We start from the raw sequence: 14,750 nt of genomic DNA, 5'->3' as shown, positions 1-14,750 counted from the left end.
CCCGGCGCAGGGCGATGACCCCTGCGGACACCCGCCGTCGCGAAAGGCTGAACGTGAGCGCCTCACTGCTCTACCTGGTCAAGAGAACGGAGCTGGCGGTCCGCGCCCGCCTGGACGAGCTGCTCAAGCCCGCCGGCATCACGGCGCTGCAGTACACCGCCCTCACCGTCCTGGAGCGACACGACGGCATCTCCGCGGCGCAGCTCGCCCGGGACTCCTTCGTCACCGCCCAGTCCATGGCCGACATGGTCCGCGCGCTGGAGAGCCGCGGCCTGATCCACCGCGAGCCCAACCCCGCCAATCGCCGCGAACGCCTCATCCTGCTCGCCGCCCCGGGTCGGCGGCTGCTCGCCGAGTACGCCGAACCGGCGCGCCGGCTCGAGGAGTCGATGGTCGCCGACCTGAGCCCGGAGCAGATCGCCACGTTCCGCGAGGCGCTGAACGCGGCGTGGCGATCCCTGTCCTAGGCGGATGGGCCGGGGGCTACTTCAGCGCGTACATGCGGATGACGACGGCGTCGTCGCCGTCCGGGCGGGCGAGGCCGACGAAGACGGTCTCCGCGAGCCAGCGGTGGGCGGGGGCGTCCGTACGGAAGACCGGGGATGTGCGGTAGTAGTGGCCGGCCTCGGAGACCTGGACGTCCCCGTCGAACTGGTCCGGGGCGTCCGGCCTGGGCCGGTAGTAGCCGCGGTTGACGATGTCGATCACCGCACCGTCCTCCGCCTGGATCAGATACCGGGCCTCCAGCTCGCAGACCTCCCCGCGGGTGCTGCTCCAGTCGCCTCCGCCGGGAAGGACCGTCCCGCGCAGCCGCGGGCCGTCCACGCTGCCCCCGACGATGGGGGTGAACTCGGTGACCTCGCCGTCACCGTGGCCGATGTGCAGGGTGTCGGACACCTCGGCGCGGATCTCGAAGACGAACTCCAGGGCGGGTGTGAAAGGCATGGCGGTTCTCCGCTTCGGTGAGGGTTGATGCGCGAGACGGTCACGTCTTGCTCTTGACGCGTTAGCTCACCAGATGCCAGCGTGAGATGCAACAGCGTTATATGACGTTCGTTTACGACGGCTCGTCGACGTTCTCAGGCCTCCCAGGCGTTCTCAGGCGTTCCCCCATGTCGAGCGTCCCCCAACCCCTCCTCCTCTCACTCCTCTCGGCAAGGAGCATCAGCCATGGCTGCGAAAAAATCGGTGCTGACGGTGCTCACGAGCGTGGGACTGCTGGCCGCCACGGCCTGCACCGGCTCGTCGAACGGCAGCGGCCGGGCACCCACGCCCGGCCATCTCACCACCTCCACCACCCCCGGCAGCTCCGAGCTGGACCGCGTGACCTGGGCACTGCCCTACGGAGAGCCGGCGACGCTGGACCCCGCCAAGATCGGCGACTACTCGCCCCAGACGGTCGAGGCCAACCTCTGCGACACCCTGACCCGGATGAACGCGGACTTCTCCCTGAGCCCCGGACTCGCCCGGAAGGTCACCTGGACCGACGACCGCACCCTCGTGCTCGACCTGCGCTCCGACGTCGAGTTCTGGAACGGCGAGCCCATGACACCCCAGGACGTGATCCACAGCCTGGAGCGGCAGCGGGACCCCAGAACCCAGGCGCTGTACGGCAACTACCTCGCCTCCGTGACGTCGATCCGGGCCACCGGCCCCCACCAGGTGACCCTGCGCACCAAGGGCTACGACCAGACGCTCACCAAGGCCCTGGCGACGTCGTTCGGCGCGGTCAGCGAGAAGACGTACACCGAGAAGGCAGGCCCCGCCTACGGAACGGCGAAGGGCGGCCTCATGTGCACGGGCCCCTTCAAGCTGGGGTCATGGAAGTCCGGCGGCAGCATCACGCTGGAACGCAACGACGCCTACTGGGACACCGGGCTGAAGCCGAAGGCGCGGCAGGTCGAGTTCCGGTTCATCACCGACAACAACACGCTGACCGGCGCGCTGCTGTCCGGTGAGGTGGACGGCACCTACGAACTGCCGCCCAGCAGCGCGACCGCGCTCGGCAAGGCCGACAGCGGCACCGTGTATCTCGGCCCCTCGACGCAGAACGTCCTGCTGATCCCCGGCCACGCCGACTCGCCCGCCGCCGACCGCAGACTGCTGGACGCCCTCTCCCTGGTCATCGACCGCGACGCCCTGATCAGGAACGTCTTCGGTGGTGACGCCACCACCCTGAAGTCGCTCGTCCCGCCGCTGACCTGGCGCGGCGACAGGGCCGCCGCCCACTTCGATGCCGCCTACGCGGCACTGCCCGCCGTCCCGAAGCCGGACGAGCGGAAGGCGAAGCGACTGGTCGCCGAGGCCGGTCCCGTCCCGCGTCCGCTGGTGGCCGCCATCCCCGCCGGTGACCAGCGCGGACTCCAGGCACTGACGTTCATCCAGGCTGCGGCCGACAAGATCGGCGTCGCCATCGAGATCAAGCAGCTCCAGCCCGCCGAGATGTCCTCGCTCTTCTACGACCCCTCGGTCCGCGAGGGACTCGACCTCATCCTCACCTTCGGCTACGTCACCATGCCGGACCCGTCGTCCTACGTCGCCGAGATGGTCGACCCGCGTGGCATCTTCAACTGGACGCACTACGACAACCCCGAGGCGACCCGGCTGCTCGACCGGGCCCGTACCTCCTCCGACCCCGTGGCGTCCGCCCAGGCGTACGGCGAGGCCCAGGCCCTCTTCACCCCCACCGTCCCCGCGGTCTACCTCGCCACCACGCACGAGCGGATGTTCATGAACAAGCGCCTCAGCGGCGCCCCGGCCTCCTTCGCCTACATGGGCATGCCGTGGGCCGCCCACCTCGGCGGCACCGACAAGTGACCGCGACCCCTTCGCATCAGGAGACGACGATGACCGACGCCCCGGCCGACACACCGCTGTGGGACCGCCCGGCCGCCGAACTGGCCGCCGGAATCCGCGCCAAAGCCTTCTCGGCGACCGAGGTCGCCGAGGCGTTCCTCGCGCGCATCGAGGCGACGAACCCGGTGCTCAACGCCCTCGTGGACATCCGGCCCGAGGAAGCCCTCGCCCAGGCCGCGGCCGCCGACGCCGCGGTCGCCGCGGGCGGCGACGTGCCGCCCCTGCTCGGCGTCCCGGTCTCCACGAAGATCAACACCTCGCAGCGCGGATACGCCAGCTCGCACGGCGTCCCGGCCTGGGCCGGCGCCGTCGCCCAGGAGGACGCCGTCTGCGTCGCCGCACTGCGCGAGGCCGGAGCGACCCTGATGGGCCGCAGCAACAGCCCCGCCTTCGCCGTGCGCTGGTTCACCGCCAACGACCTGCACGGCAGGACCCTCAACCCGTGGCATCCCGGCCACACCCCCGGCGGCTCCTCCGGCGGCGCCGCCGCGGCCGTCGCCGCAGGCATGACCCCTCTCGCCCAGGGCAACGACATCGGCGGTTCCGTCCGCTTCCCGGCCTACTGCTGCGGCGCCGTGGGGCTCCGACCCACCATGGGCCTCGTCTCCGGGGTCGAACCGCGCGGCGCGGTCGAATTCGACAGCCCCCTGTCGTTCCAGACCATGGCGGTCCACGGGCCGATCGGCTGGACCGTCGACGACGTACGCCTCGGCCTGCACGCCATGGTGACGCCCGATCTGACCGACCCCGTGGGCCTTCCGGCGCGCCCGCCGCTGGGCGAGCCGCGCCGGGTGAAGGTCGCGGTCGTGCGCGCCGCCGGGCCGGCCAAGCCCCACCCCACCGTGGACGCCGCCGTCGACGACGCGGCCCGCTGGCTCGCCGAGGCCGGCCACGAGGTGGAGGAGGTCGAGCTTCCCCTGCTCGGCGAGGCCGCCCGGCTGTGGTCGCTGCTGCTCTATCAGGAGCTGAAGACGATGATGTCCGAGATCGAGCAGTTCGGCGACGACGGCGTACGCGTCTCACTCACGTCCTCCTTCGCCGCCGCCGCGGAGATCTGGGGCGAACACCCCACCCTCACCGACTACATCCGCGGCTACGCCCGCCGCGGCACCCTCATCAGCCGCCTCCAGCAGTTCCTGGGCAATGACCGGATCGTGCTGACGCCGGTCACCGCCGAGCCGCCGTTCGAGCAGGACGCGGACCTCGCCGGCGACACCCGCGTCGGTGAGCTGCTGGCCGCGCAGTGGCCGATGCAGGCCGTCCCGGTGCTCGGGTTCCCGGCCGTCTCCGTGCCCACCGGACTGCGCGACGGGCTGCCGTCGGGCGTGCAGCTGATCGGCGGACGCTTCCAGGAGGACCTGCTGCTGCACGTCGCCACGGCGATCGAGTCCCGCGCCCCGCGCAGCCGGCCGGCCTTCTCCTGGGCCCGCACCGGCTGACCACCCGCTCCCGAACGCATCGACGGCGTGCCCCGGCGGTCTCGACAGACCGCCGGGGCACGCCGTTTCGCTCTGCCCGGCCTGGGGCTGCTTCCCCCCCCACCGGGCCTCAGGCGGCAGCCGTGTTCGCCCTTCTCCGTGGTGTCCATCCCGGCTTGGGGATGGCGGCGATGAGGCGCTGGGTGTAGCGGTCCTGGGGGTCGTCGAGGACGCCCCCGACCGGGCCGTGTTCGACGACCCGGCCGGCCCGCATCACCAGCACGTCGTCACTGATGTGCCGCACGGCCCCGAGGTCGTGGGTGATGAACAGCAGGGCGGTTCCGGTGTCCGCGCGGATGCGGGCGAGCAGGGCCAGGATCTGCGCCTGGATGGACACGTCCAGGGCCGCGATGGCCTCGTCCAGGATCAGCACCTCCGGGTCGGTGGCCAGAGCGCGGGCGATGGCGACGCGCTGGCGCTGTCCGCCGGACAGCGCCCTGGGCAGGGAACGCGCCTGCCGGTCGTCCAGCCCCACCATGTCGAGCAGTTCGGCCACGCGGGCCCGGAGCCGGTCCGCGGGCAGTCGCCGGTGCAGCGCGACGGCCTCGGCTACGGCGTCACCGACGCGCTGACGCCGGTCGAGAGAGGAGTAGGGGTCCTGGAAGACCATCTGGATCTGCCGGCCCCGCGCACGGCGCTCGCCCGGCTTCGACCGCCCGGACCCGCGCTCTTCGCCCGCGACGACGATGTGTCCGCCGCTGGGCCTCTCCAGCCCGGCGATCATGCGCGCGGTGGTCGTCTTGCCGGACCCCGACTCCCCGACGATCGCCAGGGATCCCTGCGCCGGCAGTGAGAACGTCACGTCCTCCACGGCGACGAAGTCACCGAACTCCTTGCGCAGATTGCGTATCTCAAGCATGCTTTCCGGCCTCCTCGGGGCTGACCGCATGGGGGAAGTGACAGGCCGCCGTCGCGTCACCGGTGGAAGCCGGCTGCGGCCGGTCGGTGCGGCACAGGTCCTGGACCCGGGGACATCGGTCGCCGAACGCGCATCCCTCGGGCACCTCGAATCCCGACAGGGGCCTGCCGGGGATGGAACGCAGCTTCGCGCCCTTGTCGGAGAGCGAAGGCCGGGAGGCGAGCAGGGCGCGCGCGTACGGATGGGCGGCACCTCGGCGCAGTCGGTCCGCGGGGAGTTCCTCCACGGTCGTCCCCGCGTACATCACGGCCACCCGGTCGCACACGGCGGCCGCGAGTTCCAGGTCGTGGGTGATGAACAGCAGGGCGAGCCCACGGGCTTCGCGGGCCTCTCCGATGATGGCCATCACCTCCTCCTGCGTGGTCACGTCGAGCGCGGTGGTCGGTTCGTCGGCGAGCAACAGCCGCGGCTCGGCGGCCAGCGCGGCGGCGATCATGACGCGTTGGAGCAGGCCGCCCGACAGTTCGTGGGGCCGCTGCCGCATACGCCGGTCGGCGTCGGGGATGCCGACTTCCCGCAGGATGCCCACGACCTTCCGGGTCGCCTCGGCGGCCGGGACGCCGCGTGCGGTGGTCAGCCCCTCGATGAGGAAGTCCCCGACGCTGCGGGCCGGATTGATGTGGGCCCGCGGGTCCTGGAACACCATGGCGACCTCGGAGGCGCGAAAGGCGCGCAGGCGTTCGGGCTGCATCGCTGGGACGGACTCCCCGGCGAACAGCACGTCTCCGCCGATACGGGCGCTGCCGGGCAGCAGGCCCATCACGGAGCGTGCCGTCAGGGACTTTCCGGACCCGGACTCGCCCACCAGGGCGACCGCCGATCCCTCGGGGATGCTCAGGTCGGCGCGGTGGACGACGGTCCGCAGGGCTCCGTCGAGGGGCAGGTCGATGCGCAGCGCGTCGATGTGGAGCAGGGGCGTTGGGCTCATGCGTGTTCTCCGAGCAGACGTCGGGACAGTCCCGTACCGAGCAGGTTGAACGCGACGACGACGATCAGGACGGCGAGGCCCGCGTACAGCGACTGCTGCGGCCGGCCGGCCAGGATGGACGGGGCTCCGTTGGCCACCATCAGCCCCCACTCCGGGTCCGGAGGCTGACTGCCGAGGCCGAGGAACGAGATCGCGGCCACGTCGAGCAGGGCGTATCCGAACCCGATGGTGGCCTGCACGAGGACGAGTGGCAGCAGGTTCGGCAGCAGATGCCGGAGCCAGATGCGGGCGGTCGGTGCGCCGAGGAGCTGCAGCGCGGAGACGTAGGGCAGGTGCCGTTCCTTGACCGCGGCGGCGCGGACGACCCGGGTGATCAGGGGGAGATAGGCGATCGACAGGGCGACGACCGGCGCGGTGAGGCCGGCGCCGAAGACCGCGGCGACGAGGACGGCCATGATCAGCCCGGGGAAGCCGAACACGACGTCCAGGGCGCCCGAGACCAGCCGGTCGAGCCGGCCGCCGAACCATGCGCCGGCCAGCGCCAGGAAGGTGCCGAGCGTGGTGGACACGGCGATCACCACGGCGGGGGCGGCGAGGCTCGCACGGGTGCCGGCGATCAGCCGGGACAGCAGGTCGCGGCCCGTGTCGTCCGTCCCCAGGAGATGCGCGGCGGTCGGCCCGGCGTTCACGTTCAGCGGGTCGACGGCGTTCGGGTCGTGCGGGGCGAGCAGCGGACCGAGCACGGCGAGCAGGACGAACAGGCCGACGACACAACCCGCGCCGAGCGTCAGGTGGTCGCGGGGACGTGCGGTCCGCCGCTCGCGCGCGGTACGGGAGAACAGGGCGGCCGTCATCACAGGGCCCCCTTCTGTGCGGTGCGCGGGTCGAGGACGGCGCTGACCAGGTCGACGGTGGTGTTGATGACGACGAACACGACCACGAAGATCAGCGACACGGCCTGGACCACAGCCATGTCCTGCTTGGCGGCGGCCTCGATCATCAGGGCGCCGAGCCCTCCCGTGCCGAACGCCTGCTCGGCCACGGCCGCGGTGGCGATGAGGCCCGCGATGCCGACGCCGGAGACTGCGAAGACCGGGCCTGAGGCGTTGTGCAGCACATGCCTCCTGATCACCGTCCACTCGGGTACGCCGCGGCTGCGTGCCGTCTCCACGTGCTCCGAGCGCATCTCCGCTCGCACGGCGGTCCGGGTCACCTGGGCGACGTAGCCGATCCAGGTCATCGCGAGGGCGACGGCGGGCAGGGTCAGATGCGTCAGGGTGCCGGTGAAGCCCTCGCCGGAGCCGTAGACCGGGAACCAGGGCAGCTTGACGGCGAAGAGCCAGATGAGCAGCACGGACATGACGAACGTCGGCACCGCCATCGCCCCCGCGGTCACGGTCGTGGCCAGCGCCTCGATCCGGCCGCCGCGCAGAGCGGCGACGGTCCCTATGAGGGTGCCGACGGCGAGGACGAGCACGGCCGCGTAGGCGACGAGCGCGAGGGTGTCTCCCGCGCGGGCGCCGATGAGGCCGGCGACGGAGTCGCGGTAGACGAGCGATCGCCCGAAGTCGCCCCTCAGGCAGTTGCCGAGCCAGTGCCAGTAGCCCTGCACGAACGGATCGTCCAGGTGGTACTCCCGGTGGATCTGCGCCAGCACGGCGGGGTCGGGGTCGCGGCTGCCGCCGACGAGCAGCGTGGCGGGGTCACCGGGCGTCAGGAACATCGCGCCGTAGATGGCCAGGCTGGACATGAGCACGGTCACGACGAGCATGCCCGCCCGGATGGCGACGTAGCGAAGGCTCATCGCGGATCACTTCCCCGGCTCTTCGCCGCTCGCGGGCAGCACGGTCAGACACAGACGGGAGGGGTGGGAGGAACCGGTCCTGAGCGTCTGCAGGCCGGCCTTCGGGGCGGTGGTCAGCCATGGGCTCTGCGCTGAGCCGGAGTTGGGCAGGTGGTTGGGGAAGTCGCTGGACGCGATCATCAGCGCGAGACGGTGGCCCGGACGCAGGCGGTAACCGGTGTGGCCGAGGGCGATCCGCACCTCCCCGGGGCTGTCGGCCTGGGCGCAGCCGCGCACGATCAGTCGCGCCGTCCCGTCCGGCGCCAGGTCCAGGAGGCGGACGAAGACGTCGTACGTCGGTGTCGTGCTCTCCACGTGCAGCACCGCGTGGACCGGGCCGGCGAGGTCGAGCGGCCGGTCCGGGGCAGGGCCGGTGAACACCAGGACGTCGTCCCGGTCGAGGGTGTGGCGCTCGTCGGCGTGATCGCGCAGTTGCGCGAAGGTGTCGGCCGCCGCGGACGGCACGAGATCGTCCGGGTCGTAGCGCCACCGCACCGACTCCGTGCCGTCGGCCGGGCGCCGGGCGAGCGTTCCGCCGGGGACCGGGCCGGCCGCTGCGGATGCCTCCGCCAGATACAGCTCGGTCCGTGTGGCCTCGGGCGGCGGCCAGGCGGATGCCGTGCGCCAGCCCACGTGGCCGAGCCTCCACCGCACCCGCGGCAGCGACTCGGGCCCTGCGACGCCCTTGAGGAAGATGTCGAAGAACTCGACGGCGGGGCCCGTGTAGGAGTCGAGCATGCGCTCCAGAGCGGTGTCGTCGTGCAGGTGGTCGGCGTCCGGCGGGACCGGGGCGTCCTCCAGGAAGTAGTTCTCGTGGTCGATCGTGTCGGCGATCAGATACTGCACGGCCGCCCATCCGGGGCGCCGGGCGAGCTCGGTGACGTCGCGCATATGGGCGGTGCCGAGATTGTCGAACCAGCCGACGCAGTGCAGGACGGGCACCGGCCGCGCGTCGTAGGGGTGGGGGCCGTTGTACGGGGCGAGGGGGATGCCGCCGACGATGAGGTCGAAGCCCGCCGAGCGCTTACCGATCGCGGTGAACGCCTCCTCGTACGCCGCGAGGACGGGCCGCCGGGTCAGGTCGACGTCGAACTCGAAGCTGTCGTGGTCCGTCCAGACCTGCGCCTGATACGTGGTCCCCTCCAGCCACGGGGGCTGCGGGCCGGAGCCGGGGTCGTAACTCGCGATGCCCGGGCCATTGTTGGTGCAGGTCACCCGGGGGACGATGGCGCGCAGGGCGGGGTGCTGGGAGGCCACCGCCGACCACTGGGTGAAGCCGTAGTACGAGTCGCCGAACATGCCCACGATCCCGTCGGACCAGGGCTGACGGGTGATCCACTCGATGGTGTCGTACCCGTCGTCCACCTCCCCGGTCCAGCCCAGCGTCCGGCCCTGCGAGCGGAACTTGCCGCGGACGTCCTGGACCACCACGACGTAGCCGCGGGCCGTGAACCGCTCCGCGATCCGGTCGAAGAAGACATACCGGCTGTTCTTGTCGTAGGGCACCCGGGCCAGCACGGTCGGCGCCGGTATTCCCGGGTCGGCGCCGTACACATCGGTGGCCAGCAGCACGCCGTCGCGCATGCGCACCCGGTGTTCCTGTGCTTGCGGAGGGACGGGCTCCGGTGTGACGCGTCGGACGGCAAGGCTCATGGGCCCTCCACGGAGGCGAGTCGCGGGAAACGCGAGAAACAACACTGTGATATAACAGCGTTGCATCTCCGCGAGTTCAGCGTCAACCCCCCTCTGAGCTAGGTTGCTTCCATGCCGATCGACGTCGACGAAGTCCAGCGCCGCAAGGCAATCGCCGAGGCGACCCTCGCCGTCGCCGCCCGGGACGGGGCTCGCGCCATCACCATCCGTGCCGTGGCCAAAGAACTCGGCGGATCCACCGCGATGGTCACCAACTACGTGCCGACGCGGACAGCGCTGATCACCAACGCCGTCCGCGCCGCCGAATCCCGGTGGCGGACCGACCTGGAAGCCCACCTGGGCGACCTGATCGGCGCCGACCGGCTGCGGGCCACGGTGGAATGGCACCTCAGCACCGAACCCGAGGACCTGCTGCTGCGCGCCCTGTGGGTCGAGATGCTCTCGTCGGCGCACGTCGACCCAGGCGGCGTCGACCGCGACGAGCCGCGTGAGGCACGCGAGGAGTTCCTCGACGCGTCCATCGCCGCGGGAGTGGCCGACGCCGACCTCGCCGCGGACGTCCTCTCCCTGCTGACCCGCGGCTACTACGTCTCCACCATGGAGGAGCCGGCCCACTGGACGGAGGAACGCACCCGCCGCGTGGCCCAGGCCGTGGTGAACGCCCTGATCGACAGATGAGAGCCCGGCCCCTCCCCGATGGAAGGGAGAGGCCGGGCCGACGGATCAGGGCGTTGGTCAGGGCAGTCGGTAGTCCGTGTTCAGGGCCGCCCCCGCCTCCGGCCGTGTCTGGTCGTAGCCACGGGCGTCGCACTGAAGCCCGCCCACGACACAGTGGTCGACCAGAGCCTTGAGCGTGCGCTCCTCCCACGCGTTGAAGAAGTCGTAGTGGAAGGAGTAGCCGCGGCCACTCGCCAGGCGCACCTGGCTCATGTCGCCGTTGACCGGGAAGGCCATCTTGAACTCGATCATCGGCAGGGCGACCGGGTGGTCGGCGGGGCACATGTTGTCGTTGGTGCCGGGTTTGACGACCGGGTAGGCCATGTGGCTCTTGTGGTCGGGAGTGTCGAGGTACTTGCCGTCCCAGCAACTGGGCGCCTGGAAGCGGATGTTGAGCTGTACGTCGGGCCGGTCCGGGCAGGTCGCCGGGAAGTCGGTGTTGGAGTAGCTGTCGCCGCATTCCCAGCCCTCGACGAAGCCGCGGTGGTGGCGGAACGCGTCGGCGCTCTGCATCGGATCACCCACGACGAACCGCAGGCCCTTGGGGAAGGGACGCACGCTCGTGTAGTCGGTGACACCGGCCTTGTAGTAGATGGTCTGCGGGCCGACGGGCAGGATCTTCTGGTCGCCCTTGTACAGCGAGGGCATCCAGTAGCCCGAGGCGTCGGCGGGTGCCTTGCAGGTCGTGGCACCGCCGTACAGGGAGGCGGTGGTGCTGCCGGCGTGGGTCGAGGTGTTGCCCATGAAGGTGTGGTCGTGGGACCTGCCCGGCTGGCCGGGGTACACGATCGGGTCGTCCGGGGCGGTGTGCGTCACCGAGCAGTTGGCCTGGAACTCGTGGAAGTAGCGCGTGGGCGGCGTGGCCGTCGACGGGGTGACGCCGGTGACCTGGGGTACCGCCGGGATGTAGCCGTCGCCGTCCGGGTCGTCGCCCGACGCCAGGGTGGACACGGCCGCCGTGTGCCCGCTGTGCCCGCTGTGCCCGACGGCCGACGCCGCGGGTGCCGCGTCACGGCTGTCGGTGCCGGCGTAGGCGATGGTCCCGACGCCGAGGGCACTGGCCAGCAGCGCGCTGCAGAGGAGGAGTGCGGAGAGCCGTTTCGGACTCGATCTCATGGGATCTCCTGCCCGTGAGGGGGGAAGGTGCGGTGGGATCGTGCGGGGGTGGCGAGACCCGCCGTGGGTTCCGCCACGCGTAGGGTTCCGCCACGCTTAGGGGGCGCAGCGTCAGCTGTAGATCCCCAGCTCGTGAAGGGAGTAGCCCCAGCCCGTGCCGCGTTGGGTCAGCTGCAGGCGCACATAGCGGGCTGTGGCCGAGACGTCGACGGTGTCGACGTCACCGTCCCCGGCGGCCGTCGAGTACACCGGACGCCAGTTGGTGCCGTCGTCCGAGACCCGTACCTCGTAGGACCTGGCGTAGGCCGGGTCCCAGACCAGTTGCAGCGTGCGCAGGGCCTTCGGCGCGCCCAGGTCCACCTGGAGCCACTGCGGGTCGCTCCAGTCGCTCGCCCAGCGGGTGTCGGCGCGGCCGTCGACGGCCAGCCCCGGGGCGCAGGGGCAGTCGCCGTAGGACTGCTGGAAGGAGGAGGCGGTCGCGGGCCGGTTCAGTGCCAGGTTGGTCCCGTTCACAGGCGGGGCGACGACCCTGACGGACTCGGTCTCGATACCGGCGTTGCCGTGGCCGTCCTCGGCCTGCACGTACACCTTCCACACGCCGAGCTTCTGAGGCGCGGTGACGGCGAAGGTCCCATTGCCCGTCGAGCGCCACTGCGCCTCGACGAGCCGCTTGTCCCCGCTCGCGTAGTTGCCGCTGAGGAAGACCTTGTACGTGAGCGGGTCGCCCTCCGGGTCGCGGACGTCGGCGCGCACGGTGAACTCAGCCCCGGCCGCGGCGGAGGAGGCCGGGGAGACGGTCATGCCGCTGATGACCGGGGGAGTGTTCGCGCCGTCCGTGGAGCCGGTGTACGCCCTCTTCACGGCGTAGTACGACAGCCGCTTCAGCCCGTCCGGCACCAGGTTGAACCAGACGCCGCCGAAGTCGTGCTCGGTGCCGTAGTGGAAGAGGGTGGCGCCCAGGGCCACGCCCCGGTGGCCGCTCACGCAGTTCCACGCGTCGGTGTATCCGTCCGCCTTCCGCACGTCCGTCGGCTCGTCGGGGATGGCGTTGGCGTCGTCGGGCACCTCCCACTCGCCGGCCGGCCCGGTCTCGGTGACGATGTACGGCTTGGTGTAGCCCCCGTCGATCCAGTCCTGCCGGACCTTGCACACATTGCTGTAGCTGTTCACCGCGTACAGGTCGAGGTCGGGCGCGTTGCGCTTGTAGTACGGCCAGGCTCCCGTCCACGCGTCCGTCGAGGTGACCGGGTGGTCCGGGTCGATGCCGTGGATCTTCCTGGCGACGTCGTTGACGAAGCCGGCGTAGGCGTTGCGCTGGGCCTCCAGCTCGGTGCCGCTGTAGCAGTTCTGCAGGCCGAGGACCGACTCGTTGCCGACGTTCCACATCAGCGTCGCCGGATGACCCTTGTAGGCGTCCACCCATCTGGCGAACTCGGTGAGCGCGTTGCTCTTGTAGGCCGTGTCGGTCACATAGTTGACGCAGCCGCCGGCCCCCGGACCGCCGCCCGGCTGCAGCCAGAAGCCGTTGATCACACGGATGCCGTTGGCCGCCGCGCTGTCCAGGAGCGCCCTGCTCGACGCGTCGGTGCCCCAGGTGCGGATCGTATTGGCGCCCATCGCCCTGACGTCGGGCAGGTACTTGGGTGCGTCGGAGATCGCCGGACCCCAGGTCACGCCCTTGACGGTGTACGGCTGGCCGCCCACGGTCAGACGCCAGTCGCCCTGCGTGCCCTGGACCTTGACGGCACCCGAGGCGGGCGGCGTGGTGTCACCGGCGGAGCCGTAGACCTGGAACTCCCAGAGCGAGTAGCCGTATCCGCCGGATCGGGCCAGGCCCTGCATACGGACGTAGCGCCCGGCTCCGGACACGGTGAGGTCGTCGGTGCCGCCGTCGCCGCCGGTCACCTTCCTCAAGGGGCGCCAGTCGGTGCCGTTGTCCGACGCCTGGATCTCGTAGTCCTTGCCGTAGGCCGACTCCCAGGTCAGGACGACGCGGCTGATGTCCGACGCCTGGCCCAGGTCGACCTGGAGCCACTGCTGGTCGCTCCACCGGCTGGCCCACCGGGTCCCGGTCAGGTTTCCGTCCACCGCCGCGGAGGCCGCGAAGCTGTCGCCCTCCTGCGAGGAGGCGGTGGCCGGCCTGCCCTGTGACAGGAGGGCGTCGGCCGCCTGCGCGTTCGGCGCGGAGGCGACGCTGAGCGAGGACGCGAGGAGGGCGCCGAGGGCGAGCAGAGTCACGCCCGCGCGGCGAGGGGCCGGGCGGGGCGGGGAGGGGGGTCTGGGCACGGGAGCTCCTGACGGGGCGGGCGGGCGAAGGGAGTCGTTGCCGGTCGTTGCCGAGATACCTCGTTGGGAGAGCGCTCTCCGAGCCACACCATGCCTTCGGGTCATGTCACCGTCAAGACGATGGACGTACTTTCCTTTCAACTTGACTTAAGTCTTTGGCTCTTGTGTATCGAGGACGTATCGAAAACCGGATACGCCTCCGCAACGGCCCTTCGTCTCCCATGGAGGCATGAACCACGACGCATCCCAGTCGGCACCACCCCGCCTCACCCGCAGGATCGTGCTCCTCAGCGTGGTGACGCTCGGCCTGGCGTACGCCGTGTACGTCATGCGCCGGCCGCTCATGATGTCCGCCCCGCGGTGCATGGCGGGGCGGTGGCACGGCTGCCTCGACACGTTCAACGGCGTGGTGCTCATGACGCTGGTCACGCTGCCCCTGGCCGCGCTGGTGGCGTGGGCGCTGGCGCGCCGTCGGCGTGCCGCCGGCGTCGCGTCGGCGGGGCGGATCTCGCTGGCCGAGGTGGGCATGGTCCACGGGACCGTGCCGTTCCTGTGGCTGACCTTGATGCCGGGCGCCGGAGCCGGCACCGTCCGGGCCCGGGTGAGCCTGGTCCCGCTGCGGGACCTGGCCACCATGGGGTCGCTCGGGATCGCCGGCAACCTGCTGGTCTTCGCGGCGCTGGGGTTCTTCGCCCCGATGCGGTTCGCGGCGACGGCGTCCTTGCCGCGCATCCTGGCCCTCGGTGCGGGCTGCTCGGTCCTGGTCGAGACCGCGCAGTACGTCCTCCAACTGGACCGGGTGTCCTCCGTGGACGACGTCCTGGTCAACGCCGTCGGCGCCGTGCTGGCCGCGCTGGCGTCGCGCCGCTGGTGGGCCACCCGGGCGGAAGCGCCGTCGGAGCGGGGTCGCCCCGCGCCGGCACGGGTGGCCTGACCCGCGCCGGCGCCGTGGCC

13 protein-coding genes are annotated in these 14,750 nt (G+C 71.4%); 5 read left to right on the top strand and 8 right to left on the bottom strand.

Annotated elements, in window-relative coordinates:
* Nucleotides 1-14 precede the first annotated feature (14 nt).
* On the top strand, nt 15-467 hold the full coding sequence (locus tag RKD23_RS02550) for a MarR family winged helix-turn-helix transcriptional regulator (protein WP_424852069.1): 453 nt from the start codon (nt 15-17) through the stop codon (nt 465-467).
* Nucleotides 468-483: 16 nt separating this feature from the next.
* On the opposite strand, the gene RKD23_RS02545 is transcribed toward RKD23_RS02550, so the two are convergent.
* Nucleotides 484-945, bottom strand: a complete 462-nt coding sequence (locus RKD23_RS02545; protein WP_404041096.1) for a DUF3237 domain-containing protein — start codon at nt 943-945, stop codon at nt 484-486.
* A 225-nt stretch (nt 946-1,170) separates the two neighbouring features.
* Between RKD23_RS02545 and RKD23_RS02540 the strand changes: the two genes are divergently transcribed.
* Both RKD23_RS02540 and RKD23_RS02535 read left to right on the top strand, forming a co-directional pair.
* Complete coding sequence (locus tag RKD23_RS02540) at nt 1,171-2,817, top strand: ABC transporter substrate-binding protein (RefSeq protein ID WP_424852068.1); 1,647 nt, start codon at nt 1,171-1,173, stop codon at nt 2,815-2,817.
* Between the two features lie 29 nt (nt 2,818-2,846).
* Nucleotides 2,847-4,295 (top strand): amidase, encoded by a 1,449-nt coding sequence (locus RKD23_RS02535; protein ID WP_424852067.1) that lies wholly within the window; start codon nt 2,847-2,849, stop codon nt 4,293-4,295.
* 109 nt (nt 4,296-4,404) lie between these two features.
* Here RKD23_RS02535 and RKD23_RS02530 read toward each other — a convergent pair whose 3' ends face one another.
* Genes RKD23_RS02530 through RKD23_RS02510 form a run of 5 tightly spaced genes read right to left on the bottom strand, consistent with a single transcriptional unit; the run spans nt 4,405 to nt 9,677 of the window.
* Entirely contained in the window at nt 4,405-5,193 is a 789-nt protein-coding gene (locus tag RKD23_RS02530) for an ABC transporter ATP-binding protein (RefSeq protein ID WP_424852066.1), read from the bottom strand.
* Nucleotides 5,186-6,181: an ABC transporter ATP-binding protein gene (locus tag RKD23_RS02525; protein WP_424852065.1), complete on the bottom strand. Its 996-nt coding sequence runs from the start codon at nt 6,179-6,181 to the stop codon at nt 5,186-5,188. The genes RKD23_RS02530 and RKD23_RS02525 overlap by 8 nt, the downstream gene beginning before the upstream one ends.
* Nucleotides 6,178-7,035: an ABC transporter permease gene (locus RKD23_RS02520; RefSeq protein ID WP_424852064.1), complete on the bottom strand. Its 858-nt coding sequence runs from the start codon at nt 7,033-7,035 to the stop codon at nt 6,178-6,180. The genes RKD23_RS02525 and RKD23_RS02520 overlap by 4 nt, the downstream gene beginning before the upstream one ends.
* A complete protein-coding gene (locus RKD23_RS02515) occupies nt 7,035-7,985 on the bottom strand; it encodes an ABC transporter permease (RefSeq protein WP_424852063.1) in 951 nt (316 codons plus the stop codon). Before RKD23_RS02515 ends, RKD23_RS02520 begins: the two co-directional genes overlap by 1 nt.
* Before the next feature lie 6 nt (nt 7,986-7,991).
* A complete protein-coding gene (locus RKD23_RS02510; protein ID WP_424852062.1) occupies nt 7,992-9,677 on the bottom strand; it encodes a CocE/NonD family hydrolase in 1,686 nt (561 codons plus the stop codon).
* 111 nt (nt 9,678-9,788) lie between these two features.
* Between RKD23_RS02510 and RKD23_RS02505 the strand changes: the two genes are divergently transcribed.
* Nucleotides 9,789-10,355, top strand: a complete 567-nt coding sequence (locus tag RKD23_RS02505; protein ID WP_424852061.1) for a TetR/AcrR family transcriptional regulator — start codon at nt 9,789-9,791, stop codon at nt 10,353-10,355.
* 57 nt (nt 10,356-10,412) lie between these two features.
* Here RKD23_RS02505 and RKD23_RS02500 read toward each other — a convergent pair whose 3' ends face one another.
* Together RKD23_RS02500 and RKD23_RS02495 are read right to left on the bottom strand one after the other, a co-directional pair.
* Nucleotides 10,413-11,510, bottom strand: coding sequence for a DUF1996 domain-containing protein (locus tag RKD23_RS02500; RefSeq protein WP_424852060.1), 1,098 nt, complete (start codon nt 11,508-11,510; stop codon nt 10,413-10,415).
* 111 nt (nt 11,511-11,621) lie between these two features.
* Nucleotides 11,622-13,796 carry a discoidin domain-containing protein gene (locus RKD23_RS02495; protein WP_424852059.1) on the bottom strand — a complete coding sequence of 725 codons (2,175 nt, stop codon included), beginning with the start codon at nt 13,794-13,796 and terminating at the stop codon, nt 11,622-11,624.
* A 229-nt stretch (nt 13,797-14,025) separates the two neighbouring features.
* Here RKD23_RS02495 and RKD23_RS02490 point away from each other — a divergent pair, with 229 nt between their 5' ends.
* The gene (locus RKD23_RS02490) at nt 14,026-14,730 is read left to right on the top strand and encodes a VanZ family protein (protein ID WP_424852058.1); all 705 of its coding nucleotides are present in this window, start codon (nt 14,026-14,028) and stop codon (nt 14,728-14,730) included.
* Nucleotides 14,731-14,750: the final 20 nt, after the last annotated feature.

Origin of the sequence: Streptomyces sp. SAI-170, from assembly GCF_049739565.1 — a bacterium.
Lineage (GTDB): Bacteria > Actinomycetota > Actinomycetes > Streptomycetales > Streptomycetaceae > Streptomyces.
The sequence above is the reverse complement of the archived record's forward strand: the minus strand, read 5'-3'. Positions and strand labels throughout refer to the sequence as shown.

Coding starts and splice junctions, on each gene's coding strand:
- RKD23_RS02550 (WP_424852069.1), top strand. CDS start 15: ATGACCCCTGCGGACACCCGCCGTCGCGAAAGGCTGAACGTGAGCGCC.
- RKD23_RS02545 (WP_404041096.1), bottom strand. CDS start 945: ATGCCTTTCACACCCGCCCTGGAGTTCGTCTTCGAGATCCGCGCCGAG.
- RKD23_RS02540 (WP_424852068.1), top strand. CDS start 1,171: ATGGCTGCGAAAAAATCGGTGCTGACGGTGCTCACGAGCGTGGGACTG.
- RKD23_RS02535 (WP_424852067.1), top strand. CDS start 2,847: ATGACCGACGCCCCGGCCGACACACCGCTGTGGGACCGCCCGGCCGCC.
- RKD23_RS02530 (WP_424852066.1), bottom strand. CDS start 5,193: ATGCTTGAGATACGCAATCTGCGCAAGGAGTTCGGTGACTTCGTCGCC.
- RKD23_RS02525 (WP_424852065.1), bottom strand. CDS start 6,181: ATGAGCCCAACGCCCCTGCTCCACATCGACGCGCTGCGCATCGACCTG.
- RKD23_RS02520 (WP_424852064.1), bottom strand. CDS start 7,035: ATGACGGCCGCCCTGTTCTCCCGTACCGCGCGCGAGCGGCGGACCGCA.
- RKD23_RS02515 (WP_424852063.1), bottom strand. CDS start 7,985: ATGAGCCTTCGCTACGTCGCCATCCGGGCGGGCATGCTCGTCGTGACC.
- RKD23_RS02510 (WP_424852062.1), bottom strand. CDS start 9,677: ATGAGCCTTGCCGTCCGACGCGTCACACCGGAGCCCGTCCCTCCGCAA.
- RKD23_RS02505 (WP_424852061.1), top strand. CDS start 9,789: ATGCCGATCGACGTCGACGAAGTCCAGCGCCGCAAGGCAATCGCCGAG.
- RKD23_RS02500 (WP_424852060.1), bottom strand. CDS start 11,510: ATGAGATCGAGTCCGAAACGGCTCTCCGCACTCCTCCTCTGCAGCGCG.
- RKD23_RS02490 (WP_424852058.1), top strand. CDS start 14,026: ATGAACCACGACGCATCCCAGTCGGCACCACCCCGCCTCACCCGCAGG.